Source organism: Nonomuraea turkmeniaca (assembly GCF_005889735.1).
GTDB classification, from domain to species: Bacteria; Actinomycetota; Actinomycetes; order Streptosporangiales; family Streptosporangiaceae; genus Nonomuraea; species Nonomuraea turkmeniaca.
Genome location: NZ_VCKY01000018.1, coordinates 45,047 through 64,366 on the forward strand (window position 1 = coordinate 45,047; position 19,320 = coordinate 64,366).

16 protein-coding genes and 1 riboswitch are annotated in these 19,320 nt (G+C 70.9%); of the genes, 12 read left to right on the forward strand and 4 right to left on the reverse strand.

Annotation, left to right across the window (positions count from 1 at the left end; translation table 11 throughout):
- Position 1: 1 nt before the first annotated feature.
- The gene (locus tag ETD86_RS07785; RefSeq protein WP_138665420.1) at positions 2-1,333 is read right to left on the reverse strand and encodes a cation:dicarboxylate symporter family transporter; all 1,332 of its coding nucleotides are present in this window, start codon (positions 1,331-1,333) and stop codon (positions 2-4) included.
- A 111-nt stretch (positions 1,334-1,444) separates the two neighbouring features.
- Between ETD86_RS07785 and ETD86_RS07790 the strand changes: the two genes are divergently transcribed.
- The 5 genes from ETD86_RS07790 to ETD86_RS54905 all read left to right on the forward strand — a co-directional run bounded on the left by ETD86_RS07790 (position 1,445) and on the right by ETD86_RS54905 (position 7,972).
- On the forward strand, positions 1,445-2,959 hold the full coding sequence (locus ETD86_RS07790) for an ATP-binding protein (RefSeq protein WP_138665421.1): 1,515 nt from the start codon (positions 1,445-1,447) through the stop codon (positions 2,957-2,959).
- Complete coding sequence (locus tag ETD86_RS07795) at positions 2,956-3,621, forward strand: response regulator (RefSeq protein WP_138665422.1); 666 nt, start codon at positions 2,956-2,958, stop codon at positions 3,619-3,621. The genes ETD86_RS07790 and ETD86_RS07795 overlap by 4 nt, the downstream gene beginning before the upstream one ends.
- Before the next feature lie 73 nt (positions 3,622-3,694).
- The gene (locus ETD86_RS07800; protein ID WP_138665423.1) at positions 3,695-5,731 is read left to right on the forward strand and encodes an N-acetylneuraminate synthase family protein; all 2,037 of its coding nucleotides are present in this window, start codon (positions 3,695-3,697) and stop codon (positions 5,729-5,731) included.
- 25 nt (positions 5,732-5,756) lie between these two features.
- Positions 5,757-6,740 carry a glycosyltransferase family 2 protein gene (locus ETD86_RS07805; protein WP_138665424.1) on the forward strand — a complete coding sequence of 328 codons (984 nt, stop codon included), beginning with the start codon at positions 5,757-5,759 and terminating at the stop codon, positions 6,738-6,740.
- Positions 6,737-7,972 carry a polysialyltransferase family glycosyltransferase gene (locus ETD86_RS54905; RefSeq protein WP_170222938.1) on the forward strand — a complete coding sequence of 412 codons (1,236 nt, stop codon included), beginning with the start codon at positions 6,737-6,739 and terminating at the stop codon, positions 7,970-7,972. The genes ETD86_RS07805 and ETD86_RS54905 overlap by 4 nt, the downstream gene beginning before the upstream one ends.
- A 208-nt stretch (positions 7,973-8,180) precedes the next feature.
- Here the strand turns inward: ETD86_RS54905 and ETD86_RS07815 are convergent, their stop codons facing one another.
- Both ETD86_RS07815 and ETD86_RS07820 read right to left on the reverse strand, forming a co-directional pair.
- Entirely contained in the window at positions 8,181-9,356 is a 1,176-nt protein-coding gene (locus tag ETD86_RS07815; protein ID WP_246147762.1) for a DUF6716 putative glycosyltransferase, read from the reverse strand.
- A gap of 2 nt (positions 9,357-9,358) precedes the next feature.
- Complete coding sequence (locus ETD86_RS07820; protein ID WP_138665426.1) at positions 9,359-10,303, reverse strand: hypothetical protein; 945 nt, start codon at positions 10,301-10,303, stop codon at positions 9,359-9,361.
- A 98-nt stretch (positions 10,304-10,401) separates the two neighbouring features.
- Here ETD86_RS07820 and ETD86_RS07825 point away from each other — a divergent pair, with 98 nt between their 5' ends.
- From ETD86_RS07825 to ETD86_RS07835, 3 genes are all read left to right on the forward strand, one after another.
- Complete coding sequence (locus ETD86_RS07825; protein ID WP_138665427.1) at positions 10,402-11,223, forward strand: aldo/keto reductase; 822 nt, start codon at positions 10,402-10,404, stop codon at positions 11,221-11,223.
- A gap of 20 nt (positions 11,224-11,243) precedes the next feature.
- A complete protein-coding gene (locus ETD86_RS07830) occupies positions 11,244-12,197 on the forward strand; it encodes a Gfo/Idh/MocA family protein (RefSeq protein ID WP_170222939.1) in 954 nt (317 codons plus the stop codon).
- Between the two features lie 117 nt (positions 12,198-12,314).
- Positions 12,315-12,451: riboswitch (cyclic di-AMP (ydaO/yuaA leader) on the forward strand.
- A gap of 12 nt (positions 12,452-12,463) precedes the next feature.
- Positions 12,464-13,150, forward strand: a complete 687-nt coding sequence (locus ETD86_RS07835; RefSeq protein ID WP_138665428.1) for a CHAP domain-containing protein — start codon at positions 12,464-12,466, stop codon at positions 13,148-13,150.
- Between the two features lie 116 nt (positions 13,151-13,266).
- Here ETD86_RS07835 and ETD86_RS07840 read toward each other — a convergent pair whose 3' ends face one another.
- A complete protein-coding gene (locus tag ETD86_RS07840; RefSeq protein WP_138665429.1) occupies positions 13,267-14,085 on the reverse strand; it encodes an alpha/beta fold hydrolase in 819 nt (272 codons plus the stop codon).
- 58 nt (positions 14,086-14,143) lie between these two features.
- Here ETD86_RS07840 and ETD86_RS07845 point away from each other — a divergent pair, with 58 nt between their 5' ends.
- The 4 genes from ETD86_RS07845 (at position 14,144) to ETD86_RS07860 (ending at position 19,276) form a co-directional block, all read left to right on the forward strand.
- Positions 14,144-15,007, forward strand: a complete 864-nt coding sequence (locus ETD86_RS07845) for a LysR family transcriptional regulator (RefSeq protein WP_138665430.1) — start codon at positions 14,144-14,146, stop codon at positions 15,005-15,007.
- Between the two features lie 147 nt (positions 15,008-15,154).
- Positions 15,155-15,595, forward strand: coding sequence for a YciI family protein (locus tag ETD86_RS07850; protein ID WP_138665431.1), 441 nt, complete (start codon positions 15,155-15,157; stop codon positions 15,593-15,595).
- A gap of 148 nt (positions 15,596-15,743) precedes the next feature.
- Positions 15,744-17,003 (forward strand): RNA polymerase sigma factor, encoded by a 1,260-nt coding sequence (locus tag ETD86_RS07855; RefSeq protein ID WP_138665432.1) that lies wholly within the window; start codon positions 15,744-15,746, stop codon positions 17,001-17,003.
- A gap of 935 nt (positions 17,004-17,938) precedes the next feature.
- Complete coding sequence (locus ETD86_RS07860; RefSeq protein WP_138665433.1) at positions 17,939-19,276, forward strand: ABC transporter substrate-binding protein; 1,338 nt, start codon at positions 17,939-17,941, stop codon at positions 19,274-19,276.
- Positions 19,277-19,320: the final 44 nt, after the last annotated feature.

The following is a 19,320-nucleotide window of genomic DNA, read 5'->3' on the forward strand; positions in this document are numbered from 1 at the left end:
ACTAGACCTTCGCCAGCTCCTTCTCGCCGGCCTCCGGCTCGGCCGGCTCCTCCTCGTCGAGCAGCGTGGCCTCGTCGAACGGGGCGTGCCCGGCCAGCACCTGGCCGGCCCGCTCCCGGTCGAACTCGCCCGTCCAGGTGCCGACGAGCACGGTCGCCACGGCGTTGCCGGCGAAGTTCGTCAGGGCCCTGGCCTCCGACATGAACCGGTCGATGCCGACGATGAGGCCGACGCCGTCCACCAGCTCGGGCCGGTGCGCCTGCAGGCCGCCGGCCAGCGTGGCCAGCCCGGCGCCGGTGACTCCCGCCGCGCCCTTGGAGGCGATCATCATGAACAGCAGCAGCGCCAACTGCTCACCGAACTCCAGCGGCGAGCCGGTCGCCGTGGCGATGAACAGCGTGGCCATGGTCAGGTAGATCGCGGTCCCGTCGAGGTTGAAGGAGTAGCCGGTCGGCACCGTGATGCCGGCCACGGTCCGGCTCACGCCGAGGTGCTCCATCTTGGCGATGAGCCGGGGCAGTGCGGACTCCGACGACGAGGTGGACAGGATCAGCAGGAACTCCCGGCCCAGGTACCGCAGCAGCGACCACAGGTTGATCCGGGCGACCAGCCACAACATCGGGCCGAGCACCAGGCCGACGAAGAGCAGGCAGGTCAGGTAGAAGGAGACCATGATGATCGCCAGGCTCTTGAGCGCCTCGATGCCGGTGGCGCCCACGACGGCCGCGATCGCCCCGAACGCGCCCACCGGCGCCGCCCACATGATCATGGCGAGGATGCGGAACACGAGCCGCTGCATGTGCTCCACGCCCCGCAGGATCGGGGCTCCCTTGGCGCCCATGGCCTGCAGCGCGAACCCGGCGAGCAGCGCCACCAGCAGCGCCTGCAGCACCGACCCCGAGGTCAGCGAGGACAGGAGCGTGTCGGGGACGATGCCCAGGACGAAGTCGACCGCGCTGCCGCTCTCGGCGCCCTTGGCCGCCTCGGCCACGGCCGCCTGACGGGCGGTGTCGGTGAGCTGGAGCCCCTCGCCCGGGTGGATGACGTTGCCCACGACCAGGCCGATGAGCAGGGCGACCGTGGACATCGCCAGGAAGTAGCCGAACGCCAGGCCGCCGACCTTGCCGACCTGGGCGGCCTTCCTGACCGATCCGACGCCGAGCACGATGGTGCAGAAGATGATCGGCCCGATCACCATCTTGATGAGCGCGACGAATCCGGTGCCGAGCGGTTTGAGCTCCTTGCCCACGTCCGGCCAGAGGAAGCCGACCATGATGCCGAGGAGGACCGCCACGATGACGGCCACGTAGAGGTAGCGGGTGCGATCACGCATAGGGCGGTTCTCCAGCCATTTTGGAGGGAAGTTCCGGTTGTGCGACTATGCGCTGCACAAGTGACCCAGGTCACCATTGCGTAAGTTGCGTTCACGAAAGAAGTCGTTGACATGCGACGCTGGAGTCTGGCGGGACAGATGTTGGTCCTGCAACTGCTCGTGGTCGTGATCACGGCCGCCGGCGGCGCCGTGCTGGCCCTGGTGCAGGCGCACGATCTGCTCACCCATGAGGCCGAGAGCACGGCGCAGGCGGTGGCGGTGGCCGTGGCCACCTCGCCCGACGTCCTGGAGGCCCTGGACGGCCCGGACCCGAGCGCGCGGCTGCAGCCGCTGGCGGAGGGCATCCGCAAGAGCACCGGCGTGGACTTCGTCACCATCATGAAGCCGGACGGCACCCGCTACACGCATCCGAACCCGGCCGAGATCGGCAAGAAGTTCCGCGGCAACATCGGGCCGGCGCTGGCGGGCAGGACGTTCACCGAGACCTACACCGGCACGCTCGGCCCGTCCGAGCGGGCGGTCACCCCGGTCTTCTCGGACGGCCGGGTGATCGCGCTGGTCAGCGCCGGTATCAGGGTGGACAGGATCAGCGGCTGGCTGCGTGACCGGCTCGCCTGGGGCGGCTTCATCGTGGCGCTCGCGCTCGGCCTGGGCGGCGCGGGCACGTGGCTGGTGACGGCCCGGCTGCGCCGCCAGACCCACGGGCTCGGCCCGGTGGAGCTGGGCCGCATCCACGACCATCATGACGCGATCCTGCACGCCGTCAGGGAGGGGCTGCTGCTCGTCGGCAAGGACGGCACGCTGACGCTGTGCAACGACGCCGCCAGGCACCTGCTCGGCCTGCCCGACGACGCCGAGGGGCGGCATGTGGGCGAGCTGGGGCTCACCGAGGTGCTGACCGGCGACGAGGAGCGCATCCACCTGGTGGGCGACCGCGTCCTGGCCGTCAACAGCGCCGCCAGCCGGCTCGGCACCGTCGTGACCGTGCGCGACCACACCGAGCTGCAGTCGCTGAGCGGCCAGCTCGACGCCGAGCGCGGTTTCGCCGACACGCTGCGCGCGGCCGCGCACGAGGCCGCCAACCGGCTGCACACCGTCATCACGCTGGTGGAGCTGGGCCGCACCGAGCAGGCCGTCGCGCTCGGCACCGCCGAGCTGCGCGCCGCCCAGGAGCTGACCGACCGGGTGGTGGGCTCGGTACGCGAGCCGGTGCTGGCGGCGCTGCTGCTCGGCAAGAGCTCCGAGGCCGTCGAACGCGGCAGCGAGCTGGTCATCAGCCAGGACAGCGAGCTGGACGACCTGGGCCTGGACCCGCGAGAGCTGGTCACGATCGTGGGCAACCTCATCGACAACGCCATCGACGCGGCCACCCGCGTGGAGGTGCACCTGAGCGCGGACGACAAGGAGGTCCTCATCAGGGTCGCCGACAACGGGCCCGGGCTGACCGACCCGGCGGCGTTCAGCAAGGGCTGGACGACCAAGGGCGACGGCCACGGCCTCGGCCTCGCGCTCGTCGGTCAGGCGGTACGCCGGGTGGGTGGCACCATCGACGTGCGAGGCTCGGCGTTCACCGTCAGGCTGCCCATCCCGGCGCGGCCGCGCCCGGACCGGGAGGAGACCCGATGATCTCGGTGCTGGTGGTCGAGGACGAGGAGATCACCGCCGAGGCCAACCGCATCTACGTGGAGCGGGTGCCCGGCTTCGAGGTGGCCGGGGTGGCCCGCTCGGGCGGCGAGGCGCTGCGTTTCCTGCGCAAGCGGCCCGTGGACCTCATCCTGCTCGACCTGTACCTGCCCGACATGCACGGCCTGGACGTGTGCCGGGCCGTGCGCGCGGGCGGACTCATGTGCGACATCATCGCCGTCACGTCCGCCCGCGACCTGGCCATGGTCCGCAACGCGGTGTCGCTCGGCATCTCCCAATACCTTCTCAAGCCGTTCACGTTCGCGACATTGCTCGAAAAGCTGACCCGTTACGCCCGGTTCAAGGAGGAAGCCGGGGTCGCGGTGGGCCAGGGCGACGTGGACCGGGTGCTCGGCACCCTCAGAGGCAGCTCGGAGCTGCCGAAAGGCATGTCCAGGGACACCCTCGACGCGGTCGCCGCCAAGCTGCGCGAGCGGCCCGAGGGCATGGCGGCGCAGGCGGTGGCGGATGCGATCGGAGTGTCCCGCGTGACGGCTCGACGCTACCTGGAACACCTGGTCGAGCTGGGTGTGGCCGCCCGCATGCCGCAGTACGGCGCGGTGGGCCGGCCAGAGCTTCTCTACCGGATCCCCATAGAAAGTTAATGACGGTGACGCTGGCCGTTCAATCCGGCCCTCTAGCTTCTGGGTGCAGTCCGATCCTTTGAGGAGACCCACCTTGCGAGTCTTGGCCGTTGTTCCCGCCCGCGGAGGTTCGGCGGGCGTACCCCTGAAGAACCTCGCCCTGGTCGGGGGCGTCCCGCTGGTCACCCGTGCGGTGCGGGCCTGCGTGCGGGCCGAGCTCGTGGACCAGGTCGTGGTCAGCACCGACCACGCCCAGATCGCCGAGACCGCCCGCGAGGCCGGCGCGCTCGTCGTCGAGCGGCCCGAGGAGCTCAGCGGCGCGACCGCCTCCAGCGAGTCCGCGGTGCTGCACGCGCTCGACACCCTCGGCGAGGACCCCGAGGTGGTCGTGCTCGTGCAGTGCACGAGCGCGTTCATCGACCCCGACGACCTGTCGGCCGCCGTGCGCAAGGTGCTCGACGGCGAGGCCGACTCGGTGGTGTCCGGGCTGCCCACGCACGAGTTCCTGTGGACCGCCGCCGGCGCGGGCGTCAACCACGACCCCGCCGTCCGTCCGCGCAGGCAGGACCGCGAGGCCCAGTTCCGCGAGAACGGCGCCTTCTACGTCATGCGCACCTCCGGCCTGCGCGCGCACGGCCACCGCTTCTTCGGCACGACCGCCGTGCAGCCGGTGCCGCCGCAGCACGCCATCGAGGTCGACCACCCCGAGGACCTGGAGCTGGTACGCGCGCTGGCCCCGTTCATCGACACGCCCGAGCCCATCGACGTCGACGCCGTCATCACCGACTTCGACGGCGTGCACACCGACGACCGCGCCTACGTCGACTCCGACGGCCGCGAGATGGTGCTGGTCAGCCGCTCGGACGGGATGGGCGTGTCGCTGCTGCGCCGCTCCGGCGTCAAGGTGCTGATCATGTCCACCGAGCACAACCCGGTCGTGGCCGCCCGCGCCCGCAAGCTCGGCGTGCCGGTGCTGCAGGGGCTGGCCGACAAGCGGACGGTGCTGCGCGACTGGCTGCGCATCGAGGGCCTCGACCCGGCCCGCGTGGCCTACGTCGGCAACGACGTCAACGACCTGGGCCCGATGACCGAGGTGGGCTGGCCGGTCGCCACGCCCGAGGCCCACCCGCGGGTGCGCGCCGCGGCCCGGGTGGTGCTGACCAGGGCCGGCGGGTCCGGCGCGGTGCGCGAGCTGTGCGACCGGGTCGTGGCCGCCCGCCCCGAGGCGCCGGTCGTGCAGGTCAAGGAACGGCCCGGGCTCGGCCCGGTCGCCATCGGCGACGTGCTGGTCGGCGACGGCGAGCCCGTCTACGTGATCGGCGAGATCGGCATCAACCACAACGGCGACCTCGACATCGCCCGCCGGCTCATCGACGTGGCCGCCGACGCCGGCTGCCAGGCGGTCAAGTTCCAGAAGCGCACCCCCGCGATCTGCGTGCCCGAGGAGCAGAAGGGCCAGATCAGGCAGACGCCGTGGGGCGAGATGACGTACCTGGAGTACAAGGAGCGGACCGAGTTCGGCCGCGACGAGTACCGGCAGATCGCGAAATACTGCGACGAGCGCGGCGTGCACTGGTTCGCCTCGCCGTGGGACGTGCCGTCCGTCGAGTTCCTGGAGGAGATGGACGTCCTGACGCACAAGGTGGCCTCGGCCAGCGTGGCCGACCACGAGCTGCTGCGGGCCCTGGCCGCCACCGGCAAGCCGATCATCCTGTCGACCGGGATGTCCACGCTGTCGGAGATCGACGCGGCCGTGGAGATCCTCGGCACCGACAAGCTGATCATGATGCACGCGACGTCCACGTACCCGCTGCCGCCGGACGAGGCCAACCTGCGCACGATCACCACGCTCAAGGAGCGGTACGGCGTCCCCGTCGGCTACTCCGGCCACGAGCGCGGCCTGCAGATCTCGCTGGCCGCCGTCACCCTCGGCGCGGTGTGCGTGGAGCGGCACATCACGCTCGACCGGACCATGTGGGGCTCCGACCACGCCGCCTCGCTGGAGCCGTCCGGCCTCGAGCACCTGGTGCGCGACATCCGGATCATCGAGCAGGCCTTGGGCGACGGCGTCAAGCGCGTCTTCCCCGGCGAGGAGGCCCCGAAGGCCCGCCTGCGCCGGGTGACCGTATGACCGTCACCACCAGGAGAACGAACCCTTGATCACGCTCTCGGTCGTCGTGCCGATTCGAGACGGCGAGCGATTCATCGCCGACGCGCTCACCTCGCTCTGCCGTAACGCGCGGCACGACTTCGAGTTCATCGTCGTCAATGACGGGTCCGTGGACGCCACCGGGGACATCATCGACGACTTCCGCGCCGATCTCCCCGGGCTGACCGTGCTGCGCAATCCCGCGCCGGTGGGGCTGGCCGACGCCCGCAACATCGGGCTGTCGGCCGCGTCCGGCCGGTACGTGACGTACATGGACGGCGACGACTGGCTCGCCCCCGGCTATCTGGCACGACTCGTCGACGCCATCGACGGGCTCGGCTGCGACTTCGTACGCGTCGACCACGTGCAGGTCGAGGGCCGAAAGCGGGTCGTGCACCGCGCTCCGCTGGCGCGGCGGAACGCGGTGCTCAATCCTCGTGAGGCGATCCTGCCGGCGAACGTGCGGACCATGGTCGACTACCCGTACGCCTGGGCCGGGGTCTACCGGCGCTCGCTGGGAGACCTGCTGCACTTCCCCGGCTCCCTGCACACCGCCGAGGACCGGCCGTGGATCTGGCGGCTGCACCGGGAGGCCGCCACGTTCGCCGTGGTGTCGCTGGCCGGGATCTTCTACCGGCGCATGGTGTCGGGGTCGCTGACACAGGTCGGCGACGAGCGCCAGCTGCACTTCTTCGACGCCTTCGAGCTGGTCTTCAAGGACCTGGAGCCGGAGTTCATGCCCAAGGCGGTGCGGAACTTCTGCGCGCTGCTGGCCCACCATCTGGAGATCGGCGACCGGTTCACGCCCGCGCTCCGCACCCGCTTCGAGGAGCGCGGCGCGCAGATGGTGCGCTCGCTGCCGATGGAGATCGTGGCGGACGCGGTGTCGCGGATGTCCGTCGAGCGCGAGGCCACACTGCGGGTCCTGGTGCCCGACCTGCCCCCCAGCCCGCACGTCCGGGTCCGCCGCGACCGGGAGGACGCATCATGAAGGTCTTCTACGCCTCGACCCTGTTCGGGGCGATGTCGCTGGCCGCCGGGATCGACGACGGCCGGTTCGGCGACGGGCGGCGCGTCCTCGTCGTGTCCAACAACGCGGCCATCCCCGAGGTGTCGACGCCGCTGGACAAGACGCCGGGCTTCGCGGTGCTGCGCTCGCGCTTCGACGAGGTGCACTCGTGGAACGAGCTGATCGCGCCGCTGCACCCGTCGGACTGGAGGGCGCGCGTCATCGAGGTGCCGATGACGGAGCGCCTCATCCGCTCCCACTGGGGGCTGGACGGGGTCGAGGAGCTGGTGCTGGAGTCGATCGCGGTGCCGCCCGCGCGGACGATCGCCGGGCTGGTGCGCGACTGCCCGATCACGGTCTACTCCGACGGGCTGATGAGCTACGGCCCGACCCGTGACCCGCTGCCCGCCGAGATCTTCCGCCGCATCGGCCGGCTGATCCACCTGGACCTGGTGCCGGGCCTGACGCCGCTGCTGCTCAGCGAGTACGGCGTCCCGCCCGAGATCCTGCCGGACGAACGGTTCCTGGCGATCGTGTCCGAGGTGGCCGCCACCGCGCCCGACATGCTGGCCGGGCAGGCCGTCATCCTCGGCCAGTACCTGTCGGCCCTGGAGATCGTCACGCCGGAGGAGGAGGCGGCGCTGCACGAGACGATGCTCAAGGCGCTGGCCGCCCGCGGCTACACCAACGTCGTGTTCAAGCCGCACCCGGCCGCGGGGCGCCGGCACGCCCAGCTGATGCGGGCCGCGGCCGAGCCTCTGGGAGTGCGGCTGTCGGTGGCCGGGGAGAGCGTGCCGGCCGAGGTGTGCTTCGCCGCGCTCCGGCCCGAAGTGGTCGTCGGCTGCTTCTCCACGGGGCTGGTGACGGCGCAGCGGTACTTCGGGTTGCCCGTGGCCTCGTACGGCACGGATCTCGTGCTGGACCGGCTGGCGCCGTACGAGAACAGCAACCGGATCCCGGTCACGATCGCAGACGCGCTGCTGCCGCGGCTGTCGGCCGAGGGGCACATCGAGCAGCCGCCGGCCGTGGACCTGCCGGCGCTGGTGCGCGCGGTCGGCTACTGCATGCAGGCCGAGGCGTACCCGGACCTGCGGCCGGCGAGCATCGAGTTCGACGCCCGCTACTTCAAGCGCAAGCGCCTGGAGACGCTGGGTTTCATGGCCAAGCCGACGGCGCTCACCCGGCTCCGCCGGAAGATCCGCTCCGCCATCTGACCACCGACCTCCCGGCCCCGGCTACTGCCGGGGCCTCGGCGTGATCCACGGCCGAGTGACGCGCCGCAGCCCGCTCCCACGCACGCACCAGCGCAACGTGCCCGGCAAGCCGCCGCCGACCCGCCCACGCGACGCCGCTCGTGCGGCACCGTCTGCCCGATGGGCGCTGCGCTGATGCGTGGGAGCGACGGTTGCTCGCCGGGCGGGGTCAGGTGAGGGCGCGGAGGTAGCGGCGCATGCGGCGCTTGGCCTTGTAGCCGGCCCGCAACATCGTGGGCGGCACCTCCACGCGCAGCCGGGCCCGCCGCCGCGCCGCCGCGAACTCGGGCCCGTCGAGCAGCGACGTGGCCGGCACCCGCGACCGGGAGAGCACCAGCCCGGACAGCAGCCCCGCCCAGTCGTTGCGCTCCACCGGATGGAAGTAGTTGGCCGCGCACCACGCGGCCGAGGCCGTGCGGAAGCCGCCCGCCGCCAGCTCGTCAAGGGTGCCCAGCAGGTCGCTGTCCTCGAACACCAGGTTGATCATCTCGGCGCTGACGCCGAAGTCGCTCAGCACCAGCGACGGCACGTCCAGCGCGATGGCCTCCAGCGCCGCCGTCGAGCTGACCGTGACGAACCCGGCCGCCCGCATCAGCTGGTCGTGCATCGACCCGGCCTCGAACAGCAGCCGCCCCGGCTCGCCCATCTCCCGCCACAACCGCTGGTAGTGGTGGCGCTCGTTGTGCGTCTGCCGCTCGTCCTCCAGCGCCCGCAGCTTGACCACCACGTCCAACTCCGGCCGGCGGCCGGCCAGCTCGGCCAGCGCCAGCAGGATCCGCTCACGCCCCTCGCGCTCACGCGGCACCTTGGCCTGCGTGGCGAACACCACCCGGTTGCCGCCCCGGGCGGCGGCCGTCTTGGACCGCAGGAACGGCAGCCGGGCCAATCCGACCGCCCCTCCCCCGCCGAGCCGGCGGGCGATCTCACCGAATTCGGCCACCTCCCGCTCGCTGTGCACCACGAACAGGTCACAGCCGCTGCGGAACTGCCACGCCTTCTCGGTCGCGGGCACCGAGATGCCCGGCAGCCCGCTGACGAACACCGGCCGCGGCCGCAGGTCCCCGAGCACCTCGGCCACCAGCACGTCCACGACCGGGCCCGTGCAGGCCACGAGGATCACGTCGGGCCGGCCGCGCTCGGCCAGCCGGCGTACCGACCGGGCCGACAACACCGGCGGCGACTCCCGCTCGCCCACCTGCCCGCTTATCGAGGCGGCGATCTGCTCGGGCGAGGGCGCGATCGGCGTACGCACCACCACCAGGTCGGTGTCGCAGCCCTCGGGCAGATCGGCGAGCAGGCAGGCCGCCCACTTCAGATACGAGTCGGAGTCGGCGACCGCCAACACTTTCAACCGGACACTCCAGTCAGATGCGAGCGAAGGGCGGGAACCGCCCTGCTGGTCCACCAGTCATCGGGAACGTCCACGGGCTCGACCGCGACGCCACGCGGGCTGAGCAGCACCCGCAGCGAGGTGATCGCGGTCGAGGGGAGGCTGAGCACGCGCTGACCGGCGTCCAGGCCGCGCAGCGTCAGCTCCGCCGGGGCGCCGGCGTCGTGGACGGTGATGCCGGGGCGTTCCCGGATCAGCGCCACGTCCACGGGGTCCTCGCGGCGGTGCGGGTAGTAGGCGACCGGCTCCTGCGCGGCCAGGTCCGTCAGCCAGCGCAGGTAGCGGTCGCGGTGGACCAGGCCGTTCCTGACGAGCGAGGTGCCGAGGACGACGGTCCGCTCGGCGGGGCCCTCGGCGCTGAGCGGCTGGGCGCGCAGCCAGGCGAAGTCGTGGCGGACGACCTCGACGCCGACGCGGCGGACGGCATCTTCCAGGTCCTTGTCCACGTTCAGTGCGGTGAAGACGGAGAGCTTGCTCAGGCGCAGCCGCAGCGCGGCCGCCAGGCCGAGCGCGGCACGCAGCTTGGTGGGCTGAGCGCGGGCCCGCAACAGCGGCCGGTGCGGCCCCGCGGCCAGCAGCTCCAGCAGCCGGATCGTGGCCAGCCCGTCGTCGACGATGACGATGCGGCCCGGGTTGGAGGTCAGCCAGCGCAGCTGCACCTGGCCGGAGAAGGCGTCGCCCACGGCCTGCACGCGGCGCGGCATGCGCTCACGTGGCTCGGCCAGCTCCAGGCCCTCGGGCAGCCCGAGCCTGCGCAGCTCCTTGCGCGTGGCCTTCAGCGGCCGCAGGCCCGCTCGAGGCACGACTGTCGTCGCGGACCCGAGGAGCCCTGCGTGGTGGGCCTCGACGGCGCACAGCATCTGGAGCGGGGACTCCACCCAGGCCGACGCCTGTTCGACCACTCGTTGCCCTCCCAGCCGGGTGATGGCCCGTTCATGACCGCTCTAAGTTAGCCCTGCCGCCTTAAGCCGCCCGGAACACGACGTGAACAATGGACGGTATGAACTCGCTCATGCTCAACACCGACGGCGTGCAGATCCCGCAGCTGGGGTTCGGCGTCTGGCAGATCCCCGACGGCGACGCCGAGCAGGCCGTCCGGATCGCCCTGCAGGCCGGTTACCGGCACGTCGACACCGCCTCCGCGTACGGCAACGAGGAGGGCGTGGGACGGGCCGTGCGCAGCGCCGAGCGGCCGCGCGAGAAGCTGTTCGTCACCACCAAGCTGTGGAACGCCGACCACGGCCGCGCCGAGCAGGCCTTCGACGAGAGCCTCGCCAGGCTCGGCCTCGACTACGTCGATCTTTTCCTCATCCACTGGCCGGTCCCCAAGCAGGACAAGTACGTACAGGCGTGGAAGGCCCTCGAAAAGATCTACCGTGACGGGCGGGCCAAGGCCATCGGCACCTCCAACTTCACCGTCCAGGCCCTCACCCGGCTGATGGACGAGACCGAGATCACGCCGTCCATCAACCAGATCGAGCTCCACCCGTACCTGCAGCAGCGCGAGATGCGCGCCTTCCACGAGGCCAACGGCATCCTGACCGAGGCGTGGAGCCCGCTGGGCCAGGGCCAGGGGCTGCTCGACGACCCGGCGCTGAGCGTGCTGTCCGGCAAGTACGGCAGGACGCCCGCCCAGATCGTGATCCGCTGGCATCTGCAGCTGGGCAACGTGGTCATCCCCAAGTCCGCCACCCCGTCGCGGATCCGCGAGAACATCGACGTGTTCGACTTCATCCTCGACACCGAGGACATGGCCGCGATCGGCGCCATGAACAGGGGCAAGCGCATCGGACCCGACCCCGACACCTTCAACATGACCTGATACGTCTACGATCTCCCTTCGTGCGGGACTTTGCATGGGGAATAGCGGCGACAGGCGGCATCGCGCGGACGGTGGGAGCGGCCATCGTGGCCGAGCCCGGCATGCGGGTGGCCGCGGTCGGCTCCAGGAACCTGGGCCGGGCGCAAACCCTGGCCGCGACGCTGGGCGCGGAGTCGGCCTACGACTCCTACGAGCGGCTGTGCGCCGATCCGGCCGTGGACGCCGTCTATGTGGCCACTCCGCACGCCCAGCACCTGCAGGTCGCCGAGGCCGCCATCGCCGCAGGTAAAGCCGTGTTGTGCGAGAAGCCGCTGGCCGCCACCGTGGACGACGCCGAGAAGATGGTGCGCCTGGCGCGCGAGGCCGGCGTCTTCCTGATGGAGGCGATGTGGATGCGGTTCAACCCCCTCATCCAGAAGATCGCCTCCGATGAACGCTTCGGCGAGATCCGCTCCGTGCAGGCCTCCTTCGGCTTCACCCTGCCCTACGACCCCGTGCACCGCCTGTGGGCGCCGGAGCTGGGCGGCGGCGCACTGCTCGACCTGGGGATCTACCCGTTCGGGCTGGCCCAGCTGCTCCTCGGCATGCCCTCCGGCCTGCGCGTCACCGGCTCTCTGGCCCCGAACGGGGTGGACGCGGAGGCGGCCGGCGTTTTGCTCTACCCCGGTGGCAGGCACGCTCTCGTGGCGACCTCATTGCTCGGGAATTACCCCAACGGCGCCAGCGTTGTCGGTACTCGGATGCGGGCGGACATCCAGGCGCCGTTCTGGGCACCGCAGCGGATCCTCCTCACCGGCGCCTCCATGGAGCCGGAAGAGCACGTGCTCGATCCGGCCGACAACGGGTACGCCGGAGAGCTCCGCGAAGTCCGCGCCGCGACGGCCGAAGGCAGGACCGAGAGCTCGATCATGCCGCTTGACGAATCCCTTGCCATGATGGGGCTTCTGGCCGACGCTCGCAGGCAACTTACCTAGCCGGGCCTTTATAGAGTTGTCATTCCCTTGCCCCATGTATTACCTTATGGGGCATCTTGTGGCGTGTGTCCGGTTTATCCGGCCATGTCCGACCATCGCACGAAACATCACAGGATCGTCCTGTGACCGCTGAATCCGCCTTGCGCGGAACCGGGGACCCATGTCCTTTGGGGCGAATCGGCACTTCGGTGCCGTAGGGCAGCTTCCACGCCCGAGCCCGTCAGCTAACCCGGTAAGCGGCATGGAAGCAAGGAGTAACCCCCTCGATGGCCAAGCACGATATTTTTGCTGCCAACAAGATCAACCTCGCTCGCGCCGCGCTCGCCTCCACCGTCCTCGCCTCCGCCTTCACCGCCCACGTCACGGGCACCGCCGTCGCGGCGACGGACAAGCAGCCGGTCGCCGTAGCCGAGCAGGCCGGCGTCAAGGCGCAGAAGACCACCCACGAGACCAAGGTCAGCGTCACCGCCGACCAGGTCCTGGCCTTCGCCAAGTCCCAGGTCGGCACCAGTGAGAACGCCGCCGGCGGCGGCACCAAGTACCAGCAGTGGTACGCCAACTCCCAGCGCGCCGCCGAGACCATCGCCCGCGACGGCGGCAACCGCACCGCCTACCTGAACGCCGCCTGGTGCGCGATGTTCGTCTCCTGGGTCGGCGAGCAGACCGGCGCCCGCCCGCAGATCGGCTGGGACGCCTGGACCGTCGCCCACGCCAAGTGGTTCAAGGCCAACAGCCGCTTCGGCACCCTCGCCAAGCCCGGCGCCGTCGTGTTCTTCTCCTGGAGCGGCAGCAAGGACATCAGCGACATCAACCACGTCGGGTTCGTCGTGAAGGACAACCAGAACGGCACCATCTCCACCATCGAGGGCAACACCGGCAACGGCAAGGTCGAAGAGCGCACCCGGCCGAAGTCGCAGGTCGTCGGCTACGGCTACCCCGAGTACGCCGCCTGACCCTCCGTACCTCCGCACGAGCGCGTGTCCCATCGCGGGACGCGCGCTCGCCGCGTTCCCCAGGGCCTCAGAGCCCGCGTCCATGAGCGCCCGGCAGCGCCGCCGTCCCTTCGGGGTCACTCCGCGAAGAAACGGGCCAGAGCGGCGGCGACCGCGGCCGGGTCGTACTCCATCGGGATGTGGCCGGCGCGCGGGATGCGGACCAGGGTGGTGTTCGGCATCTCGGCGGCGAAACGCTCGGCGTACCGGACCTCCTGGAACGTGTCGTCCTCGCCCCACACCAACAGTTTCGGCGTCCCGTCGGCCCTCAGCGCGGGCACCAGATCCAGCGTGTAACGTCCGTCCGCGGCGCCGGCCAGCGCCATCCACGACCGGCGCACCCGGGCGTCGTTCCACGGGTCCAGGTACTCGGCGAGCTCGGCCTCCGCCGCGGGACGGGCCAGCGCGGCCGTGATGGCCGTACGACGGGCGGCCAGCAGCTCCTCCGCGGTCACCGCGGCCACCACCTCCGGGTCGCGGAAGCGAGCCACGCCCGGCACCGGCCATGAGTCGTACGTGACCGAGTTGACCAGCGCCAGCCGCCGCACCTTCACCTCGCCCGCGGCCAGCAGGTGCTGCGCCACCGCGCCCCCGATGTCGTGCCCCGCCACGGCCAGCGGCTCCCCGGCGCCCACCGCCGCCGCGAACCGGGCGACCCACCCGGCCAGCGCCGGAACCGCCGCCGTGGCCATCGTCAGCTCCCCTTCGGAGCGGCCCAACCCCGGCAGATCCACGGCGACGGGACGCAACCCCGCCGCCGCCAGCTCGCCGAGCACCGGCTCCCAGACCCGGCTCCAGTACGTCCCGTGCAGCAGCAACACCACGGGACCGCGCTCGCCCGCCGTCAGATAGCTGGCCCGCCGCCCCTCGACCTCGATCGTCATTCGCTCAGACATGGCATAACCATCGTGTTCTGATCAACCCCAGGTCAAATATCAATTAGGGTATGCCGGTATGACATTGGCGCAGCTCCGCGTGCTGCTCGCGGTCGCCGAGCATGGCGGCTTCACCGCCGCCGCCGACCACACCGGCATGTCCCAGCCCGCCGTCAGCCGCGCCATCGCCACACTGGAACGCGAGCTCGGCGCGGCCCTGTTCGTCCGCCACCACGACGGCATCGCCCTCACCGAGGCCGGCCGCCGCGCGGTCGACCGGGCCCGCGAGACGCTGCGCCACTTCGACCTCATCCGCGCCGACGTGGCGGCCGCCGCCGGGGAGATCACCGGCGAGCTGCGCCTGGCCAGTCTCCCCAGCGCCACCGGGACGCTCATCGCGCGGCTGCTGCGCGCGTTCACCGACCGGTACCCGCAGGTACGCGTGCGGTTGTTCGAGGGCGTGGACGACGACATCCGGGCCTGGCTGCACCGGGGCGCCGCCGAGGTCGGCGTCGTCACCCTGCCCGCCCCCGGCCTGGACACCGTCCCGCTCAGCACCCACGACATGGTGGCCGCGCTGCCCGCCGGCCACCCGCTGGCCGATCAGCCGGTCGTGCACGTCGCCGACTTCGCCGACCGGCCCTTCATCCTGACCACCGCCGGCTGCCGTCCCCTGATCATGGCCGCGGCGCGGGAGTCGCAGGTGCGGCTCGACATCGCCTTCGAGGCCGGCGGGCCGGCCGCCATCCTGGAGATGGTGGCCGCGGGGCTCGGGGTCAGCATCGTTCCCACGCTGGGCCTGCCCGCCGACCTCGGCGCCGTCGTCACCCGGCCGCTGGAGCCGAGAACGACCCGCTCGCTCGCGCTCGCCGTGCCGTCGCTGACCGACTGCTCCCCTGCGGCCCGCGCGTTCGTCGACCAGCTGGCCGCCTTTACATCGTAGATTTATTGACGGAGTGGCAGTCCGAGACCGGACTCCAGTACGTTCTTGACGCCATCCCCGCCCGGCTGTTCCCGAAAGCGTGTCGATTCGCTCCAGGGCCGTTCGACGCGTTGGTGAGACGCCGCAAACGCGTGAAGGAGAGCACCGATGAAGTTCATGATCGTAGGCAAGGCCAGTGCGGAGACTGAGGCCGGGGTGCTGCCCAGCCAGGAGCTCGTCGACAACATGCATGCCTACAACGAGTCGCTGGCCAAGGCCGGCGTGCTGCTGGCCGCCGAGGGGCTCTACCCGAGCTCGCAGGGCGTCCAGATCGCCTACAGCGGCGGCAAGGCCAGCGTGATCGACGGGCCGTTCGCCGAGGCCAAGGAGCTCATCGCCGGATTCTGGCTGATCCAGGTGAAGTCCAGGGAAGAGGCCATCGAGTGGGCGCTGCGCCTCCCGGTGCCGCCTGGACACGACGGGATCGGGCTGGATGTGTGGCGGGTGTTCGACGCCTCGGACGTACCGGACGACGCGATGCCCGCGGAGGAGCGCGAGCGCGAGGAGGCTCTGCGCGAACGCCTCGGCGTCGACGAGCCCGGCGACTGACGCGGACGGGGGGCGCCGGTGCCGCCCGATCGATCAGCTTCCGCCCGAGCCCGGCACGACGGTCCCGGTGATGTCGCCGCCGGCCCGACGGTGGACGAGCGACAGCGAGTTGCGAGGCGACGTGCGGCCCTGGTCTTATGGGCCCGTGATGGCTTCCGACACGCACCGCACGATCGAGGCGGTATGGCGGATCGAGGCGGCCCGGCTGATCGCCGGCCTCGCCCGGCTGGTACGCGACGTCGGACTGGCCGAGGAGCTGGCACAGGACGCGCTGGTCGCCGCCCTGGAGCAGTGGCCCGAGTCCGGGGTGCCGCGCAACCCCGGCGCCTGGCTGATGACCGTCTCCAAACGCCGTGCCATCGACCTGATCCGCAGGAACGAACGCCTCGAGCGCAACCTGGTCGAGCTCGGGCACCGGCTGGAGCACGAGGAGGAGCCCCCCGAGGTCGACGAGATCGAGGACGACCTCCTGCGCCTGGTCTTCACCGCCTGCCATCCCGCGTTGTCGACGGAGGCGCGGGTGGCGCTGACGCTGCGGGTCCTCGGCGGCCTGACCACCGAGGAGATCGCCCGCGCGTTCCTGGTCCCGGAGTCCACGGTCGCGCAGCGCATCGTCCGCGCCAAGCGCACCCTGGCCGACAAGCAGATCCCCTTCGAGGTCCCCCAGGGCGCCGAGCTGGCCGGCCGCCTGGCCGCCGTCCTCGAGGTCATCTATCTCATCTTCAACGAGGGCTACTCGGCCACGGCCGGCGACGACTGGATGCGCCCGGGCCTGTGCGAGGACGCCCTGCGCCTGGGCCGGGTCCTGGCCGGCCTGATGCCCAAGGAACCGGAGGTCCACGGGCTCGTGGCGCTGATGGAGTTCCACGCGTCGCGTTCGGCGGCCCGCGTGGGGCCTTCCGGAGAGCCGATCCTCCTGCTCGACCAGAACCGCGCCCGCTGGGACCGGCTCCTCATCGGCCGCGGCCTGGCCGGCCTGGATCGCGTGGAAGAGCTCGGCGGCGCCCACGGCCCCTACGCGCTCCAGGCCGCCATCGCCGCCTGCCACGCCCGCGCGCTCACCCCTGAGGACACCGACTGGGTACGCATCGCCGGCCTCTACGAGGAGCTGGCCAAGCTGTCGCGCTCCCCCGTCGTCGAGCTCAACCGGGCGGTGGCGCTGTCCATGGCGTACGGCCCGGCGGTCGGGCTCGACCTCCTGGACCAGATCATGGACGAGCCGTCGCTGAAGGGCTACCACCTCCTGCCGAGCGTCCGCGGCGACTTCCTGTTCAAGCTGGGACGACGGGAGGAGGCGCGGGCCGAGTTCGAGCGGGCGGCGGGCATGACCCGCAACGCCCGCGAGCGCACGCTGCTGGAGGAACGCGCCGCCGCCCGCCGCGGCGACACCGCTCCCCCGCAACCCTGAGAGCGCACCGGCGAGCAGCGCGCCGGCGGTCTCATGATCCCAGCAAGGCGCCGCGATTCACGGTGTCAAGAGCCGGTGTCGGAGCGCCGAACACCGCGGCCATGAAAGCACCATAGGAATTCCACGGCACCAGCGGCGTGCCGATGTCAGGTTGCCATGACATACATGGCGCAACCTCTCCACCGGCGGCCACCAGACGCGCGGGCCAAAGGCCGTTGTTCTGCCCATCCCATCCACCGAAGCCTTGCCCGCAGGGGGTCCCGTAGCGGATCATCTCACCGGTGTCTCCGCGAAATGGCATGACTCATGCCGTTGACAGACAATCGACGGACGAAGATGGTCAAGGGGCCATTCTGCTCGCATTGAGCGGCAACGCAGGCGGCGATGAGTGCCGTGACTTCTCATGGAGCGGAGTCCCGGGATCGGGCCGATCCACGACCGTGGCCGCCTTCATGGCCCCGAGGAGCTGGCTACTCGCCGTGGCGGCCGAGGGCGTCAGCGCGGCCGTGGCCCGCACCGTGCCGCCCAGCCCATCGACGAGCCGTACCCCGGCGGCCAGAGCTAGCGCAGGTGCTGACGACCTGGCCACGAGGCGGGACGGCGCCCGGATCCCGGCCCGGCGGTCCTGACCGTGCCCGGCAACCCGGGAGGGTGACTGCTGGAAAGCGTGGTTGTACGGGCGGGATGCCCAGGATGCGACACAAAAGATGTCTCTTGTGGTGGGAGCGCTCCCAATCCGCTCTTTGCGTGGTTTGTCCCTAAAAATCCGGCTTGATCATTCCAAAACGCACCATTGGTAACGGTTGCGTTTCGGCGGATTGACGTGCAGGCCACGTAAGTGCACCCTTTGTGGGAGCGCTCCCAAAGACTCCCACCGCGGCGGAGCGTGCGCCGCGGTGCACTCCCCCAACATTCACCCGAGAAGGGGTCCACCCATGATGATCAGCAAGCGCCGCGGCAGTCTGACCGCGGCCTCGGTCCTCGCCGCAGCGGCGCTGACCGTCGCGTCCTGCGGCTCCGGCAGCACGCCGGAAGCCAGCGCGCCGGCATCCTCGGCGGCGGCGGAACCGATCACGATCCGTGTGCAGACCTTCGGCGGCGGCTCGAACTTCGGCTACGAGAAGGCCGTCGCCAAGTGGAACGCCGAGCACAAGGACATCCAGATCAAGCACGAGAACCTCACCGACCAGTTCGAGCAGCAGTACTGGCCGCAGATGATCCAGTGGCTGCAGGCCGGCAACGGCGCGGGCGACGTGGTCGGCATCGACGAGGGCGGCATGGGCCTGGCCAAGGCGCACCCCGAGTGGTGGGCCGACCTGAAGGAGTACGGCCTGGAGTCCCGCAAGGCCGACTTCCCCGCCTGGAAGTGGGAGACCGGCGTCACCGCCGACGGCAAGGTCTTCGGCCTCGGCACCGACATCGGCGGCATGAGCATCTGCTACCGCTCGGACCTGTTCAAGAAGGCCGGTCTGCCGACGGAGCGGGACAAGGTCAGCGCCCTGTGGCCGACCTGGGACGAGTTCATGAAGGTCGGCCAGCAGTTCCAATCGAAGGTCAAGGACACCAAGTGGGCTGACGGCACCAACACGCTGTACCAGGTGGTCCTGTACCAGGAGGCGGCCAAGAACGGCAACGTCGCCTACTTCGACGCGCAGAACACCCTCATCGTCGACAAGAACCCGGCGGTGAAGACGGCGTTCGACTTCGCCCAGAAGATGACCCAGCAGGGCCTGACCGCCAAGCTGCGCAACTTCACCGACGAGTGGGCGGCGGGCACCCAGAAGGGCGCGTTCGCCACGCTCGGTTGCCCGTCCTGGATGCTCGGCGTGGTCAGCGGCAACGCCGGCGATGGCGGCGCGGGCAAGTGGGACGTCGCCTCCGTGCCGGGCGGCGGCGGCAACTGGGGCGGCTCGTGGGTGGCCGTTCCCAAGCAGACCAAGCACCCGAAGGAAGCGGCCATGGTCGCCGACTACCTGACCCAGGCGGAGACGGAGGCGAGCATCTTCTCCGACTTCGGCAACATGCCGAGCAACACCAAGGCTCAGCAGGACCCGGCCGTCCAGGGCGCGAAGAACGAGTTCTTCAACGACGCCCCGATCGGTGAGATCTTCGCCAAGTCGGCGGCGAGCCTGCAGCCGGTGTTCCTCGGCGTGAAGCACGCCCAGGTCAAGAACGCCGTCGAGTCGGTCATCCAGGGTATGGACGACGGCTCCGTGGCACACGACAAGGCCTGGCAGCAGCTGATCGACGACGCGGTCAAGGCCGCGGGCTGATCTCCCCGCCCGGCCCGCCACAAGCGGGCCGGGCATGTTGCCGC

Excerpts from the sequence above, each read along its gene's own strand:
- ETD86_RS07785 (WP_138665420.1), bottom strand. The coding sequence starts at position 1,333 with ATGCGTGATCGCACCCGCTACCTCTACGTGGCCGTCATCGTGGCGGTC.
- ETD86_RS07790 (WP_138665421.1), top strand. The coding sequence starts at position 1,445 with ATGCGACGCTGGAGTCTGGCGGGACAGATGTTGGTCCTGCAACTGCTC.
- ETD86_RS07795 (WP_138665422.1), top strand. The coding sequence starts at position 2,956 with ATGATCTCGGTGCTGGTGGTCGAGGACGAGGAGATCACCGCCGAGGCC.
- ETD86_RS54905 (WP_170222938.1), top strand. The coding sequence starts at position 6,737 with ATGAAGGTCTTCTACGCCTCGACCCTGTTCGGGGCGATGTCGCTGGCC.
- ETD86_RS07825 (WP_138665427.1), top strand. The coding sequence starts at position 10,402 with ATGAACTCGCTCATGCTCAACACCGACGGCGTGCAGATCCCGCAGCTG.
- ETD86_RS07835 (WP_138665428.1), top strand. The coding sequence starts at position 12,464 with ATGGCCAAGCACGATATTTTTGCTGCCAACAAGATCAACCTCGCTCGC.
- ETD86_RS07840 (WP_138665429.1), bottom strand. The coding sequence starts at position 14,085 with ATGTCTGAGCGAATGACGATCGAGGTCGAGGGGCGGCGGGCCAGCTAT.
- ETD86_RS07845 (WP_138665430.1), top strand. The coding sequence starts at position 14,144 with ATGACATTGGCGCAGCTCCGCGTGCTGCTCGCGGTCGCCGAGCATGGC.
- ETD86_RS07850 (WP_138665431.1), top strand. The coding sequence starts at position 15,155 with ATGAAGTTCATGATCGTAGGCAAGGCCAGTGCGGAGACTGAGGCCGGG.
- ETD86_RS07855 (WP_138665432.1), top strand. The coding sequence starts at position 15,744 with ATGGCTTCCGACACGCACCGCACGATCGAGGCGGTATGGCGGATCGAG.
- ETD86_RS07860 (WP_138665433.1), top strand. The coding sequence starts at position 17,939 with ATGATGATCAGCAAGCGCCGCGGCAGTCTGACCGCGGCCTCGGTCCTC.